This is a genomic window from Pseudoalteromonas sp. R3 (genome assembly GCF_004014715.1).
In the GTDB taxonomy this organism is placed as follows: Bacteria; Pseudomonadota; Gammaproteobacteria; order Enterobacterales; family Alteromonadaceae; genus Pseudoalteromonas.
Window position 1 is genome coordinate 2,774,990 of record NZ_CP034835.1, and the last position, 21,083, is coordinate 2,796,072.

At 48.8% G+C, this 21,083-nt stretch carries 17 protein-coding genes; 11 read left to right on the top strand and 6 right to left on the bottom strand.

Annotated features, from left to right (window positions below; translation table 11 throughout):
* Positions 1-90 precede the first annotated feature (90 nt).
* Positions 91-654: a YSC84-related protein gene (locus ELR70_RS17085; RefSeq protein WP_054017039.1), complete on the bottom strand. Its 564-nt coding sequence runs from the start codon at positions 652-654 to the stop codon at positions 91-93.
* Positions 655-1,068: 414 nt separating this feature from the next.
* Between ELR70_RS17085 and ELR70_RS17090 the strand changes: the two genes are divergently transcribed.
* Positions 1,069-1,944 (top strand): DMT family transporter, encoded by an 876-nt coding sequence (locus tag ELR70_RS17090; RefSeq protein WP_054017040.1) that lies wholly within the window; start codon positions 1,069-1,071, stop codon positions 1,942-1,944.
* Here ELR70_RS17090 and ELR70_RS17095 read toward each other — a convergent pair.
* Positions 1,893-2,372 carry a GNAT family N-acetyltransferase gene (locus ELR70_RS17095; RefSeq protein ID WP_054017041.1) on the bottom strand — a complete coding sequence of 160 codons (480 nt, stop codon included), beginning with the start codon at positions 2,370-2,372 and terminating at the stop codon, positions 1,893-1,895. The two genes, ELR70_RS17090 and ELR70_RS17095, sit on opposite strands and share 52 nt — an antisense overlap.
* Before the next feature lie 202 nt (positions 2,373-2,574).
* Between ELR70_RS17095 and ELR70_RS17100 the strand changes: the two genes are divergently transcribed.
* The 5 genes from ELR70_RS17100 (at position 2,575) to ELR70_RS17120 (ending at position 9,780) form a co-directional block, all read left to right on the top strand.
* On the top strand, positions 2,575-3,831 hold the full coding sequence (locus ELR70_RS17100; RefSeq protein WP_054017042.1) for an HlyD family efflux transporter periplasmic adaptor subunit: 1,257 nt from the start codon (positions 2,575-2,577) through the stop codon (positions 3,829-3,831).
* 34 nt (positions 3,832-3,865) lie between these two features.
* Positions 3,866-4,573, top strand: a complete 708-nt coding sequence (locus ELR70_RS17105; protein ID WP_054017043.1) for an ABC transporter ATP-binding protein — start codon at positions 3,866-3,868, stop codon at positions 4,571-4,573.
* Between the two features lie 11 nt (positions 4,574-4,584).
* Positions 4,585-6,996 carry an ABC transporter permease gene (locus tag ELR70_RS17110; protein ID WP_054017044.1) on the top strand — a complete coding sequence of 804 codons (2,412 nt, stop codon included), beginning with the start codon at positions 4,585-4,587 and terminating at the stop codon, positions 6,994-6,996.
* Between the two features lie 82 nt (positions 6,997-7,078).
* Positions 7,079-8,452 carry a sigma-54 dependent transcriptional regulator gene (locus tag ELR70_RS17115; protein WP_054017045.1) on the top strand — a complete coding sequence of 458 codons (1,374 nt, stop codon included), beginning with the start codon at positions 7,079-7,081 and terminating at the stop codon, positions 8,450-8,452.
* Positions 8,449-9,780 (top strand): ATP-binding protein, encoded by a 1,332-nt coding sequence (locus ELR70_RS17120; protein WP_054017046.1) that lies wholly within the window; start codon positions 8,449-8,451, stop codon positions 9,778-9,780. Before ELR70_RS17115 ends, ELR70_RS17120 begins: the two co-directional genes overlap by 4 nt.
* A 28-nt stretch (positions 9,781-9,808) precedes the next feature.
* Here the strand turns inward: ELR70_RS17120 and ELR70_RS17125 are convergent, their stop codons facing one another.
* Both ELR70_RS17125 and ELR70_RS17130 read right to left on the bottom strand, forming a co-directional pair.
* On the bottom strand, positions 9,809-11,032 hold the full coding sequence (locus tag ELR70_RS17125) for a DEAD/DEAH box helicase (RefSeq protein WP_054017047.1): 1,224 nt from the start codon (positions 11,030-11,032) through the stop codon (positions 9,809-9,811).
* Positions 11,033-11,108: 76 nt separating this feature from the next.
* Complete coding sequence (locus ELR70_RS17130; protein WP_054017048.1) at positions 11,109-11,579, bottom strand: GNAT family N-acetyltransferase; 471 nt, start codon at positions 11,577-11,579, stop codon at positions 11,109-11,111.
* 322 nt (positions 11,580-11,901) lie between these two features.
* On the opposite strand from ELR70_RS17130, the gene ELR70_RS17135 reads away from it, so the two are divergent.
* Entirely contained in the window at positions 11,902-13,176 is a 1,275-nt protein-coding gene (locus tag ELR70_RS17135; RefSeq protein WP_054017049.1) for an aromatic amino acid transport family protein, read from the top strand.
* 31 nt (positions 13,177-13,207) lie between these two features.
* Here ELR70_RS17135 and ELR70_RS17140 read toward each other — a convergent pair whose 3' ends face one another.
* Together ELR70_RS17140 and ELR70_RS17145 are read right to left on the bottom strand one after the other, a co-directional pair.
* Entirely contained in the window at positions 13,208-14,140 is a 933-nt protein-coding gene (locus ELR70_RS17140; protein WP_054017050.1) for a diguanylate cyclase, read from the bottom strand.
* Positions 14,141-14,357: 217 nt separating this feature from the next.
* Positions 14,358-15,164, bottom strand: a complete 807-nt coding sequence (locus tag ELR70_RS17145) for an AraC family transcriptional regulator (RefSeq protein WP_054017051.1) — start codon at positions 15,162-15,164, stop codon at positions 14,358-14,360.
* A 122-nt stretch (positions 15,165-15,286) separates the two neighbouring features.
* Between ELR70_RS17145 and ELR70_RS17150 the strand changes: the two genes are divergently transcribed.
* The 4 genes from ELR70_RS17150 (at position 15,287) to ELR70_RS17165 (ending at position 21,073) form a co-directional block, all read left to right on the top strand.
* Positions 15,287-15,712 carry a hypothetical protein gene (locus ELR70_RS17150; protein ID WP_054017052.1) on the top strand — a complete coding sequence of 142 codons (426 nt, stop codon included), beginning with the start codon at positions 15,287-15,289 and terminating at the stop codon, positions 15,710-15,712.
* On the top strand, positions 15,699-16,220 hold the full coding sequence (locus ELR70_RS17155) for a GNAT family N-acetyltransferase (protein ID WP_054017053.1): 522 nt from the start codon (positions 15,699-15,701) through the stop codon (positions 16,218-16,220). Before ELR70_RS17150 ends, ELR70_RS17155 begins: the two co-directional genes overlap by 14 nt.
* Before the next feature lie 77 nt (positions 16,221-16,297).
* Positions 16,298-20,533, top strand: coding sequence for a DEAD/DEAH box helicase (locus ELR70_RS17160; RefSeq protein WP_128064648.1), 4,236 nt, complete (start codon positions 16,298-16,300; stop codon positions 20,531-20,533).
* A gap of 315 nt (positions 20,534-20,848) precedes the next feature.
* Positions 20,849-21,073, top strand: coding sequence for a FeoA family protein (locus tag ELR70_RS17165; RefSeq protein WP_054017055.1), 225 nt, complete (start codon positions 20,849-20,851; stop codon positions 21,071-21,073).
* The last annotated feature ends 10 nt before the right edge of the window (positions 21,074-21,083 follow it).

Genomic DNA, 21,083 nt, shown 5'->3' on the forward strand with positions numbered 1-21,083 from the left:
GCCTGAGCGGCGAGTTAAAACCAGTACAATTGTGACAATTGGTAAGCAAATTTGTCAGCCGGCCTGATAAGCCAGCTGAGCGTAAGCCAATCAGTTCAGTTCTTTATCTTTCCAGAACTTGGTGCCTTTGATGGTCGCCTGCAATGCCAAACCACTTTCGGTAAACGTATAAACGGTGACATCTCCATAGTAAACTTCACCTTCGATGGACGCCCCTTTATCAGCAGCTCTAGCCGCCGCATCAGCGTTGCCACCAAATGTCCAGCCCGACTCGACGAATTGTTTCATTGCCGCTTTAGTGTGAAACACCATCACGATGCGATAGTCCTTGGCACCCAGACCAAGCCCAACTCCCCCTTCGGCCATATTCATGTAGGTTGACTTGCCCGCGATATTATCCTCCACCACCCCATAGCCTGTACCGGCCGCGACAAAAATGATGTTCAGATTCGCATTGGAAAATACCGCATAACCCGGCGCATTACTCAACTGCGCACGGATATCTGGTTTTTTACTATACAGTTTTGTCAGGGTTTCTCGTTTCATTTTATGGATTTCGGCGCGCTTTTGTGCGGCGTCGCCCGGTCCCATGGACGCACAGGCACTCAGCAACACAGATAAAACAACCGACATCAGCAATGGAATTGTACGCATACCTTTTTCCTTTTACAGTTGGTAAAGACAATAAAGTACTGTCTGTTGAAAAGTGTTATCTTAAGGGTAGGCAGGTTAGGCGCAGCTGAACAGAATAGACGGGCAAAAAAAAGGCCGCATAAAGCGGCCTTAACACACATCATGGGTAATCATGAAGGGATAAATGTGAAAACAAGGTCATTGTAGCTCGCCCGCTATAAAATAAAATCATATTATTACGTTCTGTTAATTCGTAATTTTCGATGATTCATTCCTTACTTGCTCAAACAAGTTGCAGCGAACTTAATCAAAGTTGCTTAAAGCAGCCAGCCAACAGTCACTTGGTTTCTGTTATTCTCTGTTTTCATTAGATTAATCAACTCCTGCTGCGGTATGATCCTGCACATCTTGCTATCCTGAATTACGTACCTGAATATGTATCATTTGATTTTTATCACCCTGGTGTGGGCATTTTCATTCAGCCTGATCGGCGTCTATCTGGCAGGTTCCGTTGACTTATGGTTTGCGGCACTAAGTCGCATTGCTCTGGCAGCTCTGGTTTTCTTGCCGTTTATTCGCTGGCAACAAACTGCTCGTCCCGTGATGCTTAGCTTAATGGCAATAGGTGCTATCCAGATAGGTGTTATGTACGGTTTCTATTACCACGCTTTTGTATTCCTGTCCGTGCCCGAAGTACTTTTATTTACCGTTATGACACCTGTGTACATCACCTTGCTCAATGACATGTTTGCAGGGCGCTTCAATGCTCGCTACTTATTGGTTGCACTGCTGGCCACACTTGGCGCTGTCGTGATCCGCCTCACAACACCTAACCCAGACTTCTGGCTGGGCTTTTTCATCGTGCAGGGCGCCAATCTGTGTTTTGCACTGGGACAGGTTTTGTACAAACGCCTTGCTGAGCAACACACGCTAATACATCATCAGAGTTTTGGCTTTTTCTTTGTTGGTGCGTTGCTCGTCTCTTTATTGAGCTTTGCTTTGTTTGGAGACCTGAACAGGCTGCCTGCAACCCCGCAGCAATGGGGGATCCTGATTTACCTGGGCGTTATTGCATCTGCACTGGGTTATTTTGTCTGGAACAAAGGTGTCACTTTGGTATCGGTTGGGGCACTGGCAGTCATGAACAATGTGTTGATCCCAGCCGGGATCCTGGTAAATATTCTGATCTGGAATCGCACTGCGGATTTGGTCACTTTGGGACTGGGCAGTGCGATTATCTTTGCGGCGTTAGGGCTTAATCAATACTTTGATGCGCACGGGCGCTCAAGTACCTTACGAAACCGGATCTGAACATCCAGTAATGTGTCCGTCGGTACTACCGGGTGAATCAGCTCTGCAATGTGATAGTCATGGCTTACCAGCATCTGTATCATGGTTTTAAAACGATTCATTGTCTTAACTTCAATGTGAGTGAAGTTCTGCTCACGGCACCAACGTTCCTGCTCAAGTAATAGTGCGCGCGCGATACCCTTGCCGCGACAAACTGGGACTACGGCCCCAAGCCAACTGTAAAATTGTTGCGGAGCCTGCTCATAACCAAGTTTATAGGCAACCGGCTGACCATCACAGCTGGCGATTAACGCCAGATATTTTCGCCCAGCCAGCCTCTGAAGGATATCCTCCCGAGTCTTGGGGTTTGAAAACTCAGGGATCTGTTGCTCAACCACCAGCATGTCTTCAATGCTACCCTGATGAATATGCCACTGAATTTCTCTCATAAGTTAACTCCTGTCTGCCTTGCCTGCTTCATCCCAGTTTTGGGACTGCCATCTCATTCTGACATCCCAAAAATGGGACTCAACTTCAGTGAAGTGATGCCGCACATTTACAATACAGCAAATAAGAACATGATAATTATACACTTTATCTTTTGGCACAAAGCTTGATCATATGTGGCTAAGTTCAGACCGGAGTTTACCCATGGATATAGTTAAAAAGCAACGCAAAGCCTGGTACAAGCATAAGATCACATTCATTGTCGCTACACTATTTGGTTTTCTCACCCTGCTGTTCGTTATAAGCCAACAGCAGTTTAGCGCGTTCAGCGTCGAACGGGGCACCCTGCTCACGGCCATGGTGCAACGCGGAGAATTCAGTATTAAAGTTGCAGCCCCTGGTACGCTGGTACCAGAAGATATTCGCTGGGTTGCAAGTAATGTAACCGGTAAAGTTGAGCGGATCCTTGTAAAGCCAGGTGCAGAAGTTAACGCCGGGGACCTGATAGTCGAATTAAGTAACCCAGAGCTAAAACAACAATTGGATGAGTTAAACTGGGAATACACGGCACTGGAGGCAGAGCTCGAAGCGCTCGCCGTCAGCCACCAATCGGAAAAGCTGGAAATGCAGGCACTATTGCTCAGAACGCAAATGCAATATGACAAAGCCAAACTGCGTCTTGATGCAGAAGAAGATTTGATCAAACAAGGTAATGCAACGGTATCCAGGTTGGACTATGAAGACTCCAAATTAACCGTTACTCAGCTTGCACAAACACTCAGGATAGATAAAAGTCGCCAGCTACAATTAGCAAAGAACCTTCAGGCCAGTTATAAAGCACGCAGTGCACGTCTGGCAAAACTGCATAAAGCCATTGAGCAAGCGCAGTTTCAGCTAACATCCTTACAGATCACAGCCCCGCTCAATGGTATCGTTCAGGCAATGCCTCTGGAGCTTGGCCAACGAGTGGCATTAGGTCAAAACATTGCCAAGTTTGCTCACGCTGATGAGCTCATTGCAGAGTTGAAAGTGCCACAGATCCAAGCTGCAAACATAGCACTGGGTCAGTCCGTTGAAATTGACACGCGCTTTAATACTATTACGGGCAAAGTCACACGCATTGACCCCGCTGTGGTTAACGGCACGGTACAGGTAGATGTTGAGCTGCTCGGTGATTTGCCAAATGAAGCCCGACCCGACTTATCCATTGATGGAGCGATTATCATTCGTCACTTGAATGATGCTCTGTACGTGAAACGCCCGGCATTTTCACAACCGGATCAGACCATGAACATACTTAAACTGGATGCGGCGCAACAGTTTGCCAATAAAACCCAAGTACAGTTTGGCAAGGCTTCCAGCATGGAAATAGAAATCTTAGCAGGGTTACAGGCAGGAGACACCATCATAGTGTCAGATCAGGAACAATTTGCACATCATAGCAGCATAGCGCTGCATTAGTTTACAACCCTTAAAAACAATCAGGAATCACCTCATGACGGCGCTTATTACACTGAAAAATTTGAAAAAAGTGTTCACTACAGAAGACGTTGAAACACATGCCCTAAGCGATATCAATCTAACTATAGAACAAGGCGAGTACGTATCCATATCTGGCCCATCTGGATGTGGAAAATCAACCTTACTGTCAATACTGGGCTTACTCGACAGCACCAGCTCAGGTAGCTATGAACTAAATGGTAAGCAGGTTACAGGCCTCAGCAATAAACAACGAGCTGCCATCCGCAATCAGGATATCGGCTTTGTTTTCCAGTCATTTAACCTTATCAGTGACCTGACCGTACTGGAAAACGTGGCGCTACCGCTTCGCTATCGCAAAACACTCAGCAGACAGGAACGCGAAACCATGGCGATGAATGCCCTGAAAAAAGTGGATATGGGACACAGGACTAGCCACTACCCTGGCCAGCTATCCGGTGGGCAGCAACAGAGAGTTGCGGTCGCACGAGCCATTGCCGGAGATCCGGCAATCATCCTAGCGGATGAACCAACCGGGAATCTGGACTCAAAAAATGCCGAGCTGGTTATGACGCTACTGGATAAGCTGCACCACGAAGGCGCAACGATTTGTATGGTTACGCATGACCCCAGAGGCGCACAGCGTGCTGAGCGTATTATAGAAGTGTTTGACGGACGGATCATTTCTGATACCCGCGCCGCTCAAAACAGTGTTGTCGCTTAAGGATCAAGATAATGATTGAAGATATCCAATATACACTCAGACGGTTGCTCAAGGCCCCACGATTTACAGCACTGACCCTGTTTGTTATGACCACAGGTCTGGCATTGTGCATTTACATGTTCAGTTTTATCCAATCTACAATTCAGGCACCACTGCCCTTTAGCGGCGGCGAACGTATGGTGCGGATCACCATCAATAGCAACGGCACCATTTATGACGGGCCCTCTGTTAGACTGCATGAGTATCTGGAGCTCAAGCAACGCCTTACCACGGTAGATGCCGTCGACGCTTTTGCCATTCGTGGTGCTAACCTGAGTACTGGTGACCGGGCGCTGCGCTACCGTGCTCACCTAGTTACTCCTGAGCTGTTTAGCCTCTCTGGAGGGCGCGCTGTCCTTGGTCGCTTACTCAGCGACGCCGACATGTTACCAGGCCAAGACAAAGTCGTAGTACTAGGGTATGCCCTGTGGCAAGAACTATTTGCAGGTGACGCAAACGTTGTTGGCAAAACACTGACCGTCAATGGTACAGCGCATACGATCATAGGCGTATCTGAGCAGGGCTACCGCTTCCCGTCAGACGCAACACTATACTTACCATTTTCACTCTCAACTCAGGGGCTCGATCGCAAAGACTCCCCCTATGTCGCCATGTATGCCAGACTGAAGCCGGGTACTGAGCGTGCCGAACTGGCTCAGGAAGTGGCACAATACTTCAATCAACTCAGACAAGCACATCCACAGCTCAATTCCAACGTGCTGGGTCATGTCTGGACTTTTCAGGATGAACTGGTCGGCAGTGGCGGTACACAAATTGTCGCTACAATGTATATCTCAGTCTTTATGATCCTGTTACTCGCATGTGTGAATGTGGGTAATCTGCTACTTTCTCGGGCACTGGAAAACACCAAAGAAACCGCAATCCGCAGTGCGCTGGGTGCTCCACGGGCCACGCTGATTAAGCAAATGTTGATAGAAAGTACATTGATCTCTGTGCTCTCTGGCACATTCGCCATACTGCTGGCGGGATGGGGAGTGGAGGTATCAGTTAACTACTTTGCCACAGCCATGCCTATTGAAATGCCCTACTGGTGGCATGCAAATTTTACCCAAAGTAGTCTGTTAGTGGCGTTTGCTATTGTCATTGCAACTGCCCTGCTCACCGGATTACTGCCAGCTTGGCGTGCCACCAGCACGGATATCAATACAGTATTACGAGATGGTACACGAGGTGCGCAAGGCCAGAAAAATGCCCGTCTTAGTAAACTGATTGTCGCTCTGGAAGTTGCACTCTCTTGTGCCTTAATTATGGTCTCGGCGGCAATGGTTAATGGCATTGATACCATTAACCGGGCCGACTACGGTATGCGTACAACAAACTACATAACCGCGAGAGTTCAGTTACCGGATCTGGGTTACGAAAGCGAAGACAGTCGGCGACAGTATTTCTCTACGCTCAGTACCCTGATTCTACAACAGAGCGAAATTGATCAGGTGACTATGGCCAGTTCAATGGCACACACCTGGGGGGCGTACAATAACTTTGCCATTGAGGGACAAGACTACGGCCGTATGGCGCAGTACCCGGCAGCAAACTTAAATGTGATCGCGAATAATTTTTTCGAGATGCTGGATGTGACTTTAATAGCGGGGCGTCGATTCAATAACCAGGACAACAAGGATGCCCCAAAGGTTGTTATCGTGACCCAATCATTTGCCAGTCAGTTTTTCCCTGCGGGCTCTGCACTGGGCAAACGGATCCGGTACGTTGAACAAGGGGATGACTGGTTTACCATCGTAGGTGTCGTCAATGACGTGATACTGGGTCAACCGACTGGTAATAATTTAATTCGCACCACAACCTTCGTGCCTTTCGAGCAGATGCCACGCAGTTATATGCATCTGGCCATACAAGGCAAAGGCAAGCAGGCCAGTATTCGCCAAGCGCTTGAACGCGCTGCACTCAAAGCAGATCCAAGCGTCCCCCCTTATCGTGTCATGTCCATAGAGCCTGCTGTGGCTGAACGCGTCGCCGGGATGAACTTTGTCAGTAAAGTATTCACTTTGTTTGCGCTTGCCTCAATGGTTATTGCCTTTAGCGGGATTTATGCGGTCATGGCCAATGCAATTGCACAAAAGCAACAAGAGGTCGGTATTCGTCGTGCGTTAGGCGCCAGTGATAGCGAAATTTTGATCCACTTTATCTGGCAAGGAAGTAAACAGCTGGGAGTTGGGTTGATGTTTGGCTTACCAGCGGGGTTTGCTTTGGTCAATCTGATGACTCAGGCCGGCCTGGCCCAGAGCCACCCCCTCATCACACTGGGAGTGCCACTCTTAATTGCTACTGTCATCCTCGCTGCCATTATGGTTCCCGTCAACGCAGCATTAAGGCTTGAGCCTGCCGCGGCTCTGCGTGACGAATAGCGTTACAGCGGCCCACTGTGCTTGTGGGCCGAATTCAAACACTCTACACTAACTTGGATTAATAAGAATTAAAGAAGAACCTATGTCACATATACTGATCTGCGATGATGATCGCAGCATCATTAGCGCCTTGCGCCTGTTTTTACGAAGTGAAGGCTTTGAGGTCAGCACCGCCAGCTCACCGTCAGAAGCCGAATATTTTATTAAGTCACAGCGCATTGATCTTGCTCTGATCGATCTTAACTATGGTGCCGATACCACTTCCGGGCAGGAAGGTATTGCCCTGACACAGCGCCTGCACGAGCTCGACGATACCCTGGCCATCGTGTGCATGACCGGCTGGGCCAGTATTGAAATCGCCGTAGAAGTGATGAAAGCCGGTGCCGGAGATTTTGTTCAAAAGCCCTGGGAAAATGAGCGGCTACACAGCATTATTATAAACCAGCTTAAACTGCGTGCTGAGCGCCACCAGAATCAGCTCCTAAGTGCTGAAAATGCCAGCCTGAAGGCATCTCTGGCTGACAGCCAACCCCCTCTGATAACTCATTCTGCCGCCATGCAAAAGTTGATGGCTCAGATTGAGCAAGTTGCCAGAACAGATATAAACATACTAATCACCGGCCCCAATGGTACCGGAAAGAGCCTGCTCGCCAGACACATTCATGCAATGAGCACTCGCAGTGAACATCGCTTTGTCTCTCTGAACATGGGTGCCGTCAGCGAATCCCTGTTTGAATCCGAGCTATTTGGTCACGTAAAAGGCGCATTTACCGATGCCAAATCACAACGAATAGGACGGGTTGAGCTGGCGCGCGAGGGCACCTTGTTTCTAGATGAAATTGGCAATATTCCTCTATCACAGCAAGCCAAGCTATTACGCTTACTGGAAGAGCGCCAATTTGAAAGACTGGGCAGCAGTAAAACCCAGGAGGCTGATTTCAGATTGATTAGCGCCACCAATGCAGATCTCGCACACATGGTTCAGTCACAGCGTTTTCGCCAGGACCTGTTCTATCGCCTCAACACCTTTGTTATTGACCTGCCACCTTTATGCCAGAGACAGGAAGATATTCAACCTATGGCAAATGCATTTATCGAACAGGCTGCCAAGCGTTTACAAAAGCACGTGCCAGTACTCAGTCAGGAGGCCGTTTTTACACTGATGACTTACCCATGGCCTGGCAACATCAGAGAGCTGGCACACACGATGGAAAGAGCAACGCTGCTGGCAGCAAATAAAATCACCACAGAACACCTGATGCTAACCCCCTCACAACCACATGTTCCCCCGCAAGTGCATGAATCTGAGTCGCCAGAGGGAACACTGGACGAAATAGAAAAAAAGGTGATTGAACGCAGACTGATGGACCACAAAGGCAATGCGCTGGCCGCAGCTAAGTCCCTTGGACTAAGCCGCAGTGCATTTTATCGCCGCTTAGAGAAATATCAATTATGACAAAGCGCCTGAGTTTTGAATACAAACAACTCATTTATGTTTCCTTAGCACTACTGCCCAGCTGGCTCACAGCGCTGATTTTTGTTTCTGTGAGTGATATCAGCCTGTACCTCAAAGCACTGATTATTCTACTGCTAAGCTGTGGGATTCTGGCCTCATTATACAAAATTCACGACAAACTCAGCGAGCAGTTTATCTCATTTGGTAATCTGATCGAAGCTCTCAACCATGGCGATTTTACACTACGCGCCAAATCAGCCAACGCAACAGGCCCACAAGCACTACTGATAAGTCAAATTAATCAGCTTTGCGACAGCCTGGCTTCCGCCCGCTTCGACTACAAAGAACATCAACTGCTGATGGCAAAGCTCCTCAAACAAGTTGATGCGGTGATCATTGCGACCGACTCTGACAGCAGAATCACCATGGCAAACCCAGCAGCTGAACGTTTGCTAGCCCAGTCGCAATCACGGCTGTGTGGACAAACACTGAAGGCTTTGCAGCTCGCGCCGCTGGACAGCGCCTGCAACCACGATCTGGTCACCCTGACCTTGCGCCAGCAGCCAACTCGCTGGCATTTATTCAAAGACTCCTTCAGGGAACAGGCCAGACAACATACTTTGTATATTCTGTCTGATCTTGAGCTGGTGATCAGTCGTCAGGAACACAAAGCATGGCAGGATTTGGTTCGAGTACTCAGCCATGAGGTGAATAATTCTTTGGCACCCATCAATAGTTTGTCTGCCACTTTAACTAAGCTGGTCAGCCAACTCTCAGCCCCCCAAGAGGACAAGCAGGATCTCCACGAAGGACTCGCGATTATCGCTGAACGCGCAAGACGATTACACAGCTTTATAAGTGGATACAAGGCATTGAGTCAGCTTCCTGCACCACAACGTGTGCCCTGTGTGCTAAACGAGATATTAAATGGGGTGATAGCGTTAATCGGCCATCCCGTGCAATTCAAGGCACAGCCATTGCCCACGCTGATGTTAGATCAGACCCAGTTGGAACAGTGTTTGATCAATTTGTTTAAAAATGCCGTCGAAGCTGCTCCTGATAAGCCCATCGACTGCCAACTTTTGCACACTCACAATAGCGTGACCATACTGATACGTGATTTGGGTCCTGGTATCCAAAACCCAGACAACCTGTTTATTCCTCTTTACACCACAAAAGAACATGGAACAGGCGTGGGACTGGCCCTTGCACGACAGATTGTACAAAACCATGGCGGGCAGTTATCGCTGTCTAATTACCAGCTATCTGAAGAGGTAAGAGGATGCCAGGTTGAGCTAAGATTACCCTTAGCTCAACCAAAAAATTAGTGTGCCGCTACTATAATTATCCGAGCAATTAACGCCGACGCTTACCACGCTGACCCAGTACCCGTTTTTTATCACGTTGACGGCGAGATTTGGCTGAGTTTTGTCGCTCATTTTTAGGCTCACGGGTCAGATCAGGTTCATAACCGCTTAACCACTGTGGCGTGAGGCGCTCATCCAGCAGCACTTCAATCTCTTCCAGTAACCATTGCTCATCAATGCTGACCAATGAAATCGCTGTGCCCGCTTCTCCTGCCCTGCCAGTACGACCTATACGGTGTACATAGTCTTCAGCCACGTAAGGTAGCTCCGCATTGATAACGTAGTTCAGTTGCTGAATATCAATACCACGCGCCGCCACATCGGTTGCAACCAGTACTCTAATTTCGCCGTCTTTAAATTGTGCAAGCGCTTTATTCCGCGCCCCCTGAGACTTATCGCCGTGGATAGATTGCGTCTTCAGACCATCCTTATTTAACTCTTTCGCGTAGTCATCAGCTTGCTTTTTGGTGCGTGTAAAAATGAGCACCTGATGCCAGTTTTGCTTACCAATAAGGTGTGCGATCAGCTCTCGTTTGCGCTCTTCATCCACCGCATAAAAAATTTGCTCGACCTTAGCTGCGGTTTGGTTCTGAGCTTCTATGCCTATTCGTTTGGGTTCTTTCAACCAGTCTTTGACCTGATTAAAAATGGCCTCATCAACCGTCGCTGAAAACAGTAAAGTTTGCCGCTCAGATGGCATCTTGCGCATAATACGGCGTATTTCACCCATAAACCCCATATCAAGCATTCGATCCGCTTCGTCGAATACCAGATATTCTATCGCTGATAGCGTTAATGTGCCTTTGATCAAATGATCCAACAGCCGTCCGGGTGTGGCAACCACAATATCAGCACCCTCTCTCAGTGCTTTTTCTTGAGGCCCAATGTTGGCTCCACCATGCAGACAAACAGTTACCAAATCACTATGAGCCGCATAAGCACCGGCATGCTGTGCCACTTGCTGAGCTAGTTCACGAGTAGGGGCCAGTACCAAAGCGCGGACACCTTTAGCCGGTTTACTTATCAGCTGTGTCATTATAGGCAACATAAACGCCGCGGTTTTACCGGTCCCCGTTTGTGCACATGCCAGCAAGTCGTGACCTGCCAAAACTAAGGGAATACTTTGTGCCTGAACAGGCGTCGGCTCGATAAAGTCGAGCGCCGCAAGCCCATCTAAAAGGGTCGGCGCAATGGCGAGAGATTCAAAGGACATAATTGTGTAAAGCTCAAAAAATTCGTCGCGGGAGTATAGCAAAAATGTGACTCAACGCCCGCACAGAAATGCGCACTTATGAAAGATGCAATTCCATATATACGCTCAACGGATCGGGCTCGTAACTGCCAAACGCCTCACATTGAATGAAGCCCAATGAGGTATAGAGTCCTATGGCTTCAGTTTGCCGGATCCCAGTTTCAAGCCTAAGCACCTTGAACCCGCACCGCCGAGCATGCTCAATGAGCGACTGCATAATCTGTTTGGATACGCCTAACCCTCGATATGGCGGCTGCACATACACACGTTTGAGCTCCGCATAACACGCCAGTTCACCGGCGCCATCTGTTTTTGGCACCAACGCACCGCAACCCATCAGCGTTTGTTCTGTTCTGGCCCCAACAAAATAGACATCCGGTGCAGCTAGCTCATCGGCGGGGATCAGCTGGTTACTGCTTGGCGGGTACAATGTATTCATCAACGCATCTATGTCTCTCAGTAACTGCGACACTTCCGGGTGATGCGGATCAAGATTAATTATTTCCATAGCGTGATTTACCTTGCTAGCCCAATCAGATTAACTGCACGACGCATGACGGTATTTGATAACTGGGCATGATATAGAGACTAAAATACTATGTTCTGTATTATGATACTAGCTTATTTTCCGACCCTAATCGTACCTTTTAAAGTTACAAAGTCAAATGTAGTGGTGGTATCTATCATTGTCTGTGGTCATATGACTAACATTCGACCAGCGCTGCTGAGTATTTACTCATATACAGACTGAGTGCTGACGAAAACATGCATATCTGCCGTATTTTTTATATCATCCGCGCGCATATAATTCTAATCATAGGACAACAAGTATGAGTAATACCCCAGAAGGGCTCTCAACAGCGGCACTCGCTGATGCACAGAGCCAAAGCAGTCGGGGTCGCTGGACACAGCATGACACCAACTGGGTTCTGAGCCTGTTTGGTACCGCTGTCGGCGCCGGAATTTTATTTCTGCCTATCAATATAGGTATCGGTGGATTCTGGCCACTGATGATCATGGCAGTACTGGCCTTTCCCATGACCTACCTGGCTCACCGAGGACTTGCACGATTTGTACTTTCTTCCAGAAACAAAAATAGTGACTTTACCGACGTCGTTGAAGAGCATTTTGGTGCAGCATCAGGCCGCTTAATCTCACTGCTCTACTTCTTTTCAATCTTCCCAATTTTGTTGATTTATGGTGTTGGCCTGACCAACACAGTAGACAGCTTTATGGTCAATCAGCTGGAGATGGCATCGCCTTCCAGAGTGTTGCTCTCCGGCTTGCTGGTTGCGGGCATGATTGCCATTATGCTGGGTGGAGAAAAGCTGTTATTACGTGCTTTTGCGTTACTGGTCTACCCACTGGTTGCCATCCTGCTTATGCTGTCACTGTATCTGGTCCCACACTGGCAAACACCTGTTGTGACAACACCGGATATTGCAACCCTGAGTGAAACCCTGTGGCTGTCTGTACCTATTATTGTCTTTTCGTTCAGCCATGCTGCAGCCATTTCAAGCTTTGCCAATGTCCAGCGTCGTCATTATGCACACAACGCCACACACAAAGCCGAAGCCATTTTGCGTAATACCTCGCTCATGCTGATTGTCTTCGTGCTGCTGTTTGTCTTTTCGTGCGTACTGTCACTAAGCCCGGAGCAAATGCGCGAAGCCAAAGAAGCCAATGTGTCTGTTTTGTCTTATCTTGCCAATGTGTATGACAACCCGTTTATAGCCATGCTGGGTCCGCTGGTTGCCTTTATTGCCATTACCTCTTCTTTCCTCGGCCACTTTCTGGGGGCACGCGAAAGCTTTAACGGTCTGCTGAGCAAGCAGTCATCTTTATCTGTGGGTTTGATAGATAAACTGGGTGTGGGCCTGATGTTTATCGCTATTTGGGTATGCGCGGTAATGAACCCCAGCATTCTGGATATGATGGGCGCCATCTCAGGACCCATTATTGCTATGATCCTCTTTATCATGCCAACCATTGCTATTTTTAAGGTGCCAACACTACAAAAGTACCGTCATCATCTTGGTACCTATTTTATCCTGATAGTTGGTCTGTTAGCTGTCTCTGCACTGCTATATAACATGGCAGGTTAAGCCGTAATGTTAACTTTCAATTGAAAAGGGCCTAAGCGCCCTTTTTTTCTGCTACACAGGCCTGATTGCGCCCCTGGTGCTTTGCGTTGTAGAGCGCTTCATCCGCCGCAGCAATCAGCTGCGCTAAATCCTGATAGTGCTCACCCCGGTTATTACTCGCAACACCCGCACTGATAGTAACCACCCCAAACTCCGAATCTTCATGGACAATGTCCAGCGCTTTGACGGCATCAACAAATTGATCGGCAAGCTGTTTTGCCCCGTCAGGCTCTGTGTCTGGTAGTAAGATGGCAAACTCCTCGCCACCGTAGCGATATACCCCATCCATTGGTCTGCGTATCTGACCATCAATCGCACTGGCAACGGCCTTAAGTGCATCGTCGCCACTCAAATGACCATATCGGTCGTTAAATTTCTTAAAGTGATCGATATCCAGCATCACCACTGAGCAAGTGTGCTGCTGACGGACGCTCTGTTTGAACTGACGCGCTCCTTCCATATCAAAAAAGCGCCGGTTGAATACTTTTGTCAGGCCATCGTAATACGAGTAGCGCTTGAGCGTATCGGCCTGCTGTTTGTATTTTAAATGGGTTTTTACCCTGTTAATCAGAGTCTTGGCTACGATGGGCTTAGGAATAAAGTCAACCGCGCCGGCATCCCAGCATAAGTCTTGCTGCTGTTCGCTAATGTTGGAAGTCACAAAAATAATGGGAATGTCAGACAGCCCTTCCATTTCCTGTAGCTGTTTACAAGCCTCTACCCCAGACATGCCTTCCAGTACCCAATCCATTAAGATCAGGTCTGGCGGTGTAGCATGGCAAAATTCAATCGCCTTTTCACCAGATGTCACCATATGTACCGAACAAATCCCCTCTAAAAAACACGAGATGACTTTTTGCGTCAGCATTGAGTCTTCAACAATCAATACCAGACTCTCGCTCAGGTCTTCAATTTCCTTAAACAAAGTACATTTACCTATTACTGTGATTCTTCGGCTCAACTTAGACCGACTTTTTTCGGTCCCGATTGCAATTATAGCAGGCGCACAAATAAATACCCGTTAACATGCTATGACTAACTTATCATGCGTCTGTGCTTTATTAAATGGATTAGAAGCTTAAAATCAGTAATTTAACCCTCTCAGAACTGTATGACTTTTGCACAAAAAAAGGGACATATCATTAGCGCGCTTGTTTCAGGCTGTGCTGCCTGCGCCACAGCGCAGGCGTTACCCCATAGGCAGCCTTGAACTGACGGATAAAATGAGTGGTGTCTGACCAGCCGAGCTCTTCTACCAAAGCCGCAATCGATGTATGCGTGTGCAACAGGCGATTACAGGCTTCACCTAGACGCTTTTTTGTGAGCCATTGACCGACTGAGTAGCCCGTTTCTCGTTTAAATAGGGTCGCCAGATAAGGCGCACTCACGAATACAGCATCGGCTACACCCTGTAATGAAACCGGCTGTAATCCCTGGCTTTCTATGTAGGACAGTGCCGCAACCACTTTAGGATGCATGCCTGCACGCCAGCTAACAGGTTGTTGCGCCAATGACACTTCGTGCAGTAGCAAAAACACAAAGCTTTTCATGACCTCCAGCGGTAATGACTGCTGCAACGCCAGTTCAAACTCCTGGTACAGAGTCTGAACAAATTCAACACGTTCCCCTGATAAGGTCAATGCCGGTAAAGCCCCCAGGCGCACCTGCTGAAAAGGCTGTAATAAAGCACACCCAGGCTCAAGCCCCAGGCAGTCTGGGCAAAAGCTCATCCAGTGAACATGCAAGTCGGAGCCCGATAACAAAGTATGTGGCATCCCGCCGGGCACCAATACAAACATACCCTGCGTGGCGGTGAAGGTCTCTCCATGTAACATGTCCAATGAGCCTGAACGAATATAACTTAAAACACTTTCGCTGTGTGTGCCGTGTGGCTCTGGCGCCAGTCTGGCCACTTTCATCTGACCACAGGCTGCAACGTGATTGGTCATCTTATTCCACCCGCAATCTTAAAATAAGCCGATTAAATCAAAAATCCAACAATAACATCAGTTAGCTTTATTGAGAATAATAGACACAGATAAAACAATACACCGATTTTGAGGAAACACGCATGACGTTATCACTCGTTTTGATGGGGCTGTCAATCCATGTACTTGTGTGGGAAAAGTTACCCGACTGGGGCTCCTGGTTCAACGCTCTGGTGGAGCGTTTACCGGCTCCGCTGGCCTATTTGTATTCTGCCTGGCACTGCCCGTACTGCTTTGGTTTTTGGGCTGCCTTAATCTTACAACTACTCACTGGAGTCTATACTTTGCCTGAACTTACCACCTTAACCGAGTCATATGGTCTGGCTGGTACAATGATAGGTATGAGTCTGGATGCGCTGGTCACAGCGTTACTGATGATGATTGGCAGCCTGGCTCTGAAAGCACTCGCATTACCGGCAATAAAAGGGCACGAGCTCACTCAGGCATTTAAAGCAGGCATGTCAGAAGCGCAAATCAACACAAAGGAGCAAGTTCATGACAAAGCTTGAGTTCAATACGGCCAGGTTAGAGGTCATCCCCGCATCCTTGCTGGTCAACAAGCTCAGCCCGGCGCAGTCAAACCAGCTAATACACTTGCTGACACCGAATACGCTGCGCTTTTTACCCGAAGACTGGCAACACTGCCCACAAACTCCGGCTCAGCTTAATGATTGGATAAAGGACAAACTCGCACACTGTGACCTGTTACTGGTGCGAGATAAACAAGCACAGTGCCTCGGCCTGACAATGTTGTACTTTTCAACCAATACGATACAACTTGGCTATTTGATAGGCGAAGCACACTGGGGTCAGGGTTATGCCAGTGAGCTACTGCAGGGACTGGTGACTCATCTGCGAGAAATACAGCCTGATGCCATACTCAATGCCGGCGTTGCAGCCGATAACCCTGCTTCAATAAAAGTGCTGGAAAAAGCAGGTTTTGTACTTTGCCAGGCTCAGTCTCAAAACAGCAGCTCGCAGCTGTATTATACTTTCTCTGTGGCTGGTTTGACTTGAGCACGTACCTCGCATCTGCTACTTTGCTTCGCAATTAACAACAACTTGCGGAGCACGGCCTGGTTAGGTCCATGAGCATGCACTATACCCCTTTCAGCCAGACACAAATAACAGAACTCTTGGCACGCTACGCGCAGCTGCCTAAAGAGCAACAGATCATGCTGGAGGTCCTGGCATTGATCGGCAAACCAGTCGCAATAAGTAAACTAAAACGTGTGTTAAAGTTATTAGTTGATGCACAGGTTCACGACTTAGCCGCGCTCAGCCAGGGCATGCTACCAGAACAAAGAACCGCTCTGGCAGAAGCTGGATTGCTGATCAGCAATCAAAAGGGCCTCAGGGTGCAGCCGCTCATTGAAGTCTCGTTGTGTCACACTGCGTTGCGTGAAGATCGCTTTATGAGCACATTGAATTACGCCGAACAAATCGTGCCTATACTCAACCTGTATGAATGGGAGCGGGATTTTTCGGACGAACAGCGTTTTATCCGCGACCTGCTCATGCTTGGCCAATACGACAAAGCCACGGACCTGCTGTCGTTTCACAAGAATCCGCAATATTTGGATCATTACACCAACCAGGTGTTGGTCGATACGCTGTTTTTTCCGGCAGACGCCGACCGCCTTGCTGAGCTACCACCGCTGTTGCTATATCAGGCATGTGCCACATTGGTCCATTCCTTGCAAAGTGGCTGTCAGAATAATTTTGCCGCGCTCAAGCTGATAGAGCAGCTTTGCCAGCGTCAGCCTGACAATCAACTGCTGCACTGCTTACTGGCCGAGCAATACCTGTATCGTGCACAGTTGGATCAATGTATCGCCAGTCTTGGCAACGACACCAGCTGCTATGCATTACAGTTACGTGCCATCGTAGCCATGTGCTCTGGCGAGCAGCAAACCGCACACGCATTATTTGAACAAGCCATCGTGGCGAAAAACAAACTGGCCCGACGCAAACAGCAATATCTGGGTGGCCTGCCTGGTCTGTTTCATAAACTAGCCATTCTGGTTCAGGCTTGCCAGGGTCAGCCCCAACTGTTTAAAACAGTGCGCCAGTTGGTTCGGGCTGAAGCTGCGGATAAAAAAGCCCCCACATTTAACTACGCCATCCTGAACTTACTGGAGTATCTTACCGAATGCCTCAATGATGCTCAGACATTCAGTGAACAATATCAAGATTATGAAGTACTCCGGAATACGCAGCCCTTTGATTTTGCCCTGCTGCAGTTACTGATTGCCCTTGCTACACACTGGACGGGTGCCCGCGCACAAGCAGCCAGGCTAAATCGCCTCAGCGAGGCCTGTACGACTTTCAGCACAATGCAGCAACCTTTGTTTGCTTGTATGGGGGCGGATCTTTTGCTGGTCCATCAGGCTCCGGTCCCCAGCATACCTCAGCGATTGGTGCTCAACTTTGCCAATCTGATAGAACAAAAAAGCGGCTGGGAACTGGCTCTGGAAAAGCTGCAAAACCTGGCACCAAATCACGCAGCCACTGAGGATAAATCACCACAGAGCCATCGACTCATCTGGCAGCTTGAGCAATCACGATTTGACCTCACCCTGAAGCCTCGGGAACAAAAACTGGGGAAACAAGGCTGGAGTAAGGGCCGCAATGTCGCGCTGAAGAGGTTAATCGACGAGCCCGAAAGCTTTGAATACCTGAGCGACAAGGATAAAGAGATCATCGCGGCCATTCGGATATATGAAAACCACAGCTACTATGGTGGACGCACATTTGAGCTCGAAGGCGCAAGTGCGCTGAGCGCTGCTGCGGGCGCTCAAAACCTGTATCTGGGCGAGGATTTAAATACAGAAATTGAGCTGACTGAATATCCCGCTGAGCTTCAGATCCGCGATAACGGCGATGAGCTGATGATATCGATCCCTAACCTGCCTCAAGGTATAGACTACCGAATGCAGCTGGATGAACATGCCAGACAGGACGAATACGCCTTTTATTCACTTCAGGGGCATCGCTATGGGTTTACCCTGTTCACACGTCAGCACCTGCAAGTGGCAGAGATCATCGGTGAGAGCGGGTTGGTGGTACCCAAAGCCGCCAAACCCAAGCTGCTCGAAAGTATCACAGCCATTGCCCCTTTACTGAATATTCAATCCGATCTCGAAGGGGTAGAAACCGGATTAACCACAGTGGAGCCTGCCGAAGAGCTGGTGGTCAACATCACCCCCTACCAGGGCGGTCTGGAGTTTCATTGTGTCAGTATGCCATTTGGCGACCAGGGTCCGATGTTGCATCCAGGCATTGGCAGTCCCAATCTGACAACAGAAATTGATAACAAACGGGTAGCTACTCAGCGCAACTTAGCCCGGGAGCAGCGCTGGCTGGAGTTGCTGGATGAACACTGCCCGGCATTCCTGGCTATGTCCGACAATCGACTGCAACTGGACGACCTGGAAATGGCACTGGAAGCCCTGGAGCAGCTCGAGCAATGTATTGCAGTGCCTGAGAATGAATTGACATTGAGACTGCGCTGGCCAAGAGGGAAAAAATTTCGTCTCAGCAAACCACTTGAGTCCCAGCATCTTGCCCTGGCCATGAGCAAACAAAATCAGTGGTTTGACGTAACCGGAGAGCTGCAGGTCGATGATGCACAGGTCATTGAGCTGAAAAAGCTGTTAAGTTTGATGGCCACCAGCCATGGTCGCTTTGTCAACCTGGACGGTGAACAGATTTTGGCACTATCTCAAGACTTGCGTAATCAACTCGCCCAGCTTGATAGGGTGACCGATGAGGGTCAATTCCACCCACTTGCCAGTGGTCAGGTGGCTGAAGCCACCGCAGGCATGCGCATGAAAACCCTGCCAGCCTGGGAAGAACAAAGCAAAAAGATGTACCAGGCCAATGCACTGACTCTCACCGTCCCTCCCACCTTGCAGGCGCAACTGCGCGATTACCAGCTGGCGGGATTCGACTGGGCAATGCGCCTGGCTCATTGGGGCGCCGGAGCCTGCCTGGCCGATGACATGGGACTGGGCAAAACCTTACAGGCTCTGGCCGTGATCCTGGCACGCGCCAGTGAAGGGCCAACCCTGATCATCGCGCCAACTTCTGTATGTTTTAACTGGCAACAGGAAGCAAGTAAGTTTGCACCAGCTTTAAACATGATGCTGTTTTGCGATCATAGCAGTGCGCAAGAGCGCGAGCAGCTGTTAACCCAGGCAGGCCCATTTGATTGTGTGGTGATCAGTTATGGTCTGTTGCAGCGTCAGGCTGAACTGTTAAAAGCCAAGCAATGGCACACTATCACCGCCGATGAGGCGCAGGCGCTGAAAAACCCGCTGGCCAAACGCACTGTGGCAGCTTGTGCTCTCAAGGGCGAATTTAAGATGATCACCACAGGCACCCCAATAGAAAACAACCTGACCGAATTGTGGTCACTGTTTCGTTTTATAAACCCCGGACTGCTCGGTAATCTGAAGCGCTTTAATGCCCGCTTTTCACAGCCCATGGAAAATGCCGAACAAGACAAGCTCGCGGCGCATAAAGCGCGTCAAAGCCTAAAGCAGTTAGTGAAGCCCTTTATTCTGCGGCGCCTGAAAAGCCAGGTGCTCACTGAGCTGCCGGAGAAAACCGAAATCAATCTGACGGTCTCGCTCAGCGATGATGAGATGAATTTTTATGAAGCGCTGCGACAGCATGCTATCGATCAGATCACCGAATCTGCCAGCACCAGCTCAGCAGCGGAACAGCGGATAAAAATGCTCGCAGAGCTGACCAAGCTCCGCCAGGCCTGCTGTCACCCAAAACTGGTCATGGCAGAGAGTACACTGCCCAGCAGTAAGTTGGATGCCCTGGGCGAGCTGCTAGATGAATTACGGCAAAATAACCATAAAGCACTCATTTTCAGCCAGTTTGTGGGTCATCTTCAGATCATTAAAACACTTCTTGAGGAACGTGCAATCGCCTATCAGTATCTGGATGGCAGCACACCAGCTGCGCAACGCCAGGAGCGCGTTAATGCGTTTCAGCGTGGCAATGGCGAAGTGTTTTTGATCAGTCTAAAAGCTGGTGGCTCGGGCTTGAATCTCACCGCTGCCGACTATGTGATCCATATGGATCCCTGGTGGAATCCAGCGGTCGAAGCACAGGCCTCTGACAGGGCTCATCGCATGGGTCAGCAACGTCCGGTGACTATCTATCGCCTCATCGCCAAGAACACCATAGAAGAGAAAATAGTCGCGCTGCACCAGCACAAACGAGACCTTGCAGATCAATTGCTGGCAGGTAACGAGCAGGCCGGCAAGCTATCGGTCGAGGATATGCTTAACTTACTCAAAGAGACCTTTTAAACACAGCAGCTAAAAACCACAGGTGTTCAGCTACCAATGATGGCCGCTGAGCACCGACTTCCTGAACAGCTGGGCCCAAACTCCCCTAACAGCTACTTTTGCAAACAGTTGGCAATCAAAGTGCAAACTATATGAGGTCTCTGACAACACCTTGATGACATTCCTTTAAAAGGCGTAACCAACTAAAATATATAACTTTATCAATCATAAAAATAACTCACCTCTTTTCCTGCGCCAGCTTGTTTATGACATTTAAGTTGCGGTACTATAGCACTCTAATAATAAATAATTCTTATCAAGGTTTGCATTACCTCTATGACACTTGCAGATTTAAAACCAAATGACACAGCGATTATTGCGGGTATTGATCATCCGGATGCAGCCCTGATCAGCCGCGTTATGGCATTGGGTCTCATCCCCGGCGAAGCGATCTCTGTCTTAAATATCGCCCCCCTGGGTTGCCCAATCCAGACCAAGGTTGGTAACACCTATATTAGTATCCGCAAAACAGATGCACGCTTTATCCAACTGAACCGCTAATTAAAAGGAG

Bases quoted from the DNA above. Each gene is read 5' to 3' on its own strand.
- ELR70_RS17085 (WP_054017039.1), bottom strand. From the start codon at position 654: ATGCGTACAATTCCATTGCTGATGTCGGTTGTTTTATCTGTGTTGCTG.
- ELR70_RS17090 (WP_054017040.1), top strand. From the start codon at position 1,069: ATGTATCATTTGATTTTTATCACCCTGGTGTGGGCATTTTCATTCAGC.
- ELR70_RS17095 (WP_054017041.1), bottom strand. From the start codon at position 2,372: ATGAGAGAAATTCAGTGGCATATTCATCAGGGTAGCATTGAAGACATG.
- ELR70_RS17100 (WP_054017042.1), top strand. From the start codon at position 2,575: ATGGATATAGTTAAAAAGCAACGCAAAGCCTGGTACAAGCATAAGATC.
- ELR70_RS17105 (WP_054017043.1), top strand. From the start codon at position 3,866: ATGACGGCGCTTATTACACTGAAAAATTTGAAAAAAGTGTTCACTACA.
- ELR70_RS17110 (WP_054017044.1), top strand. From the start codon at position 4,585: ATGATTGAAGATATCCAATATACACTCAGACGGTTGCTCAAGGCCCCA.
- ELR70_RS17115 (WP_054017045.1), top strand. From the start codon at position 7,079: ATGTCACATATACTGATCTGCGATGATGATCGCAGCATCATTAGCGCC.
- ELR70_RS17120 (WP_054017046.1), top strand. From the start codon at position 8,449: ATGACAAAGCGCCTGAGTTTTGAATACAAACAACTCATTTATGTTTCC.
- ELR70_RS17125 (WP_054017047.1), bottom strand. From the start codon at position 11,032: ATGTCCTTTGAATCTCTCGCCATTGCGCCGACCCTTTTAGATGGGCTT.
- ELR70_RS17130 (WP_054017048.1), bottom strand. From the start codon at position 11,579: ATGGAAATAATTAATCTTGATCCGCATCACCCGGAAGTGTCGCAGTTA.
- ELR70_RS17135 (WP_054017049.1), top strand. From the start codon at position 11,902: ATGAGTAATACCCCAGAAGGGCTCTCAACAGCGGCACTCGCTGATGCA.
- ELR70_RS17145 (WP_054017051.1), bottom strand. From the start codon at position 15,164: ATGACCAATCACGTTGCAGCCTGTGGTCAGATGAAAGTGGCCAGACTG.
- ELR70_RS17150 (WP_054017052.1), top strand. From the start codon at position 15,287: ATGACGTTATCACTCGTTTTGATGGGGCTGTCAATCCATGTACTTGTG.
- ELR70_RS17155 (WP_054017053.1), top strand. From the start codon at position 15,699: ATGACAAAGCTTGAGTTCAATACGGCCAGGTTAGAGGTCATCCCCGCA.
- ELR70_RS17160 (WP_128064648.1), top strand. From the start codon at position 16,298: ATGCACTATACCCCTTTCAGCCAGACACAAATAACAGAACTCTTGGCA.
- ELR70_RS17165 (WP_054017055.1), top strand. From the start codon at position 20,849: ATGACACTTGCAGATTTAAAACCAAATGACACAGCGATTATTGCGGGT.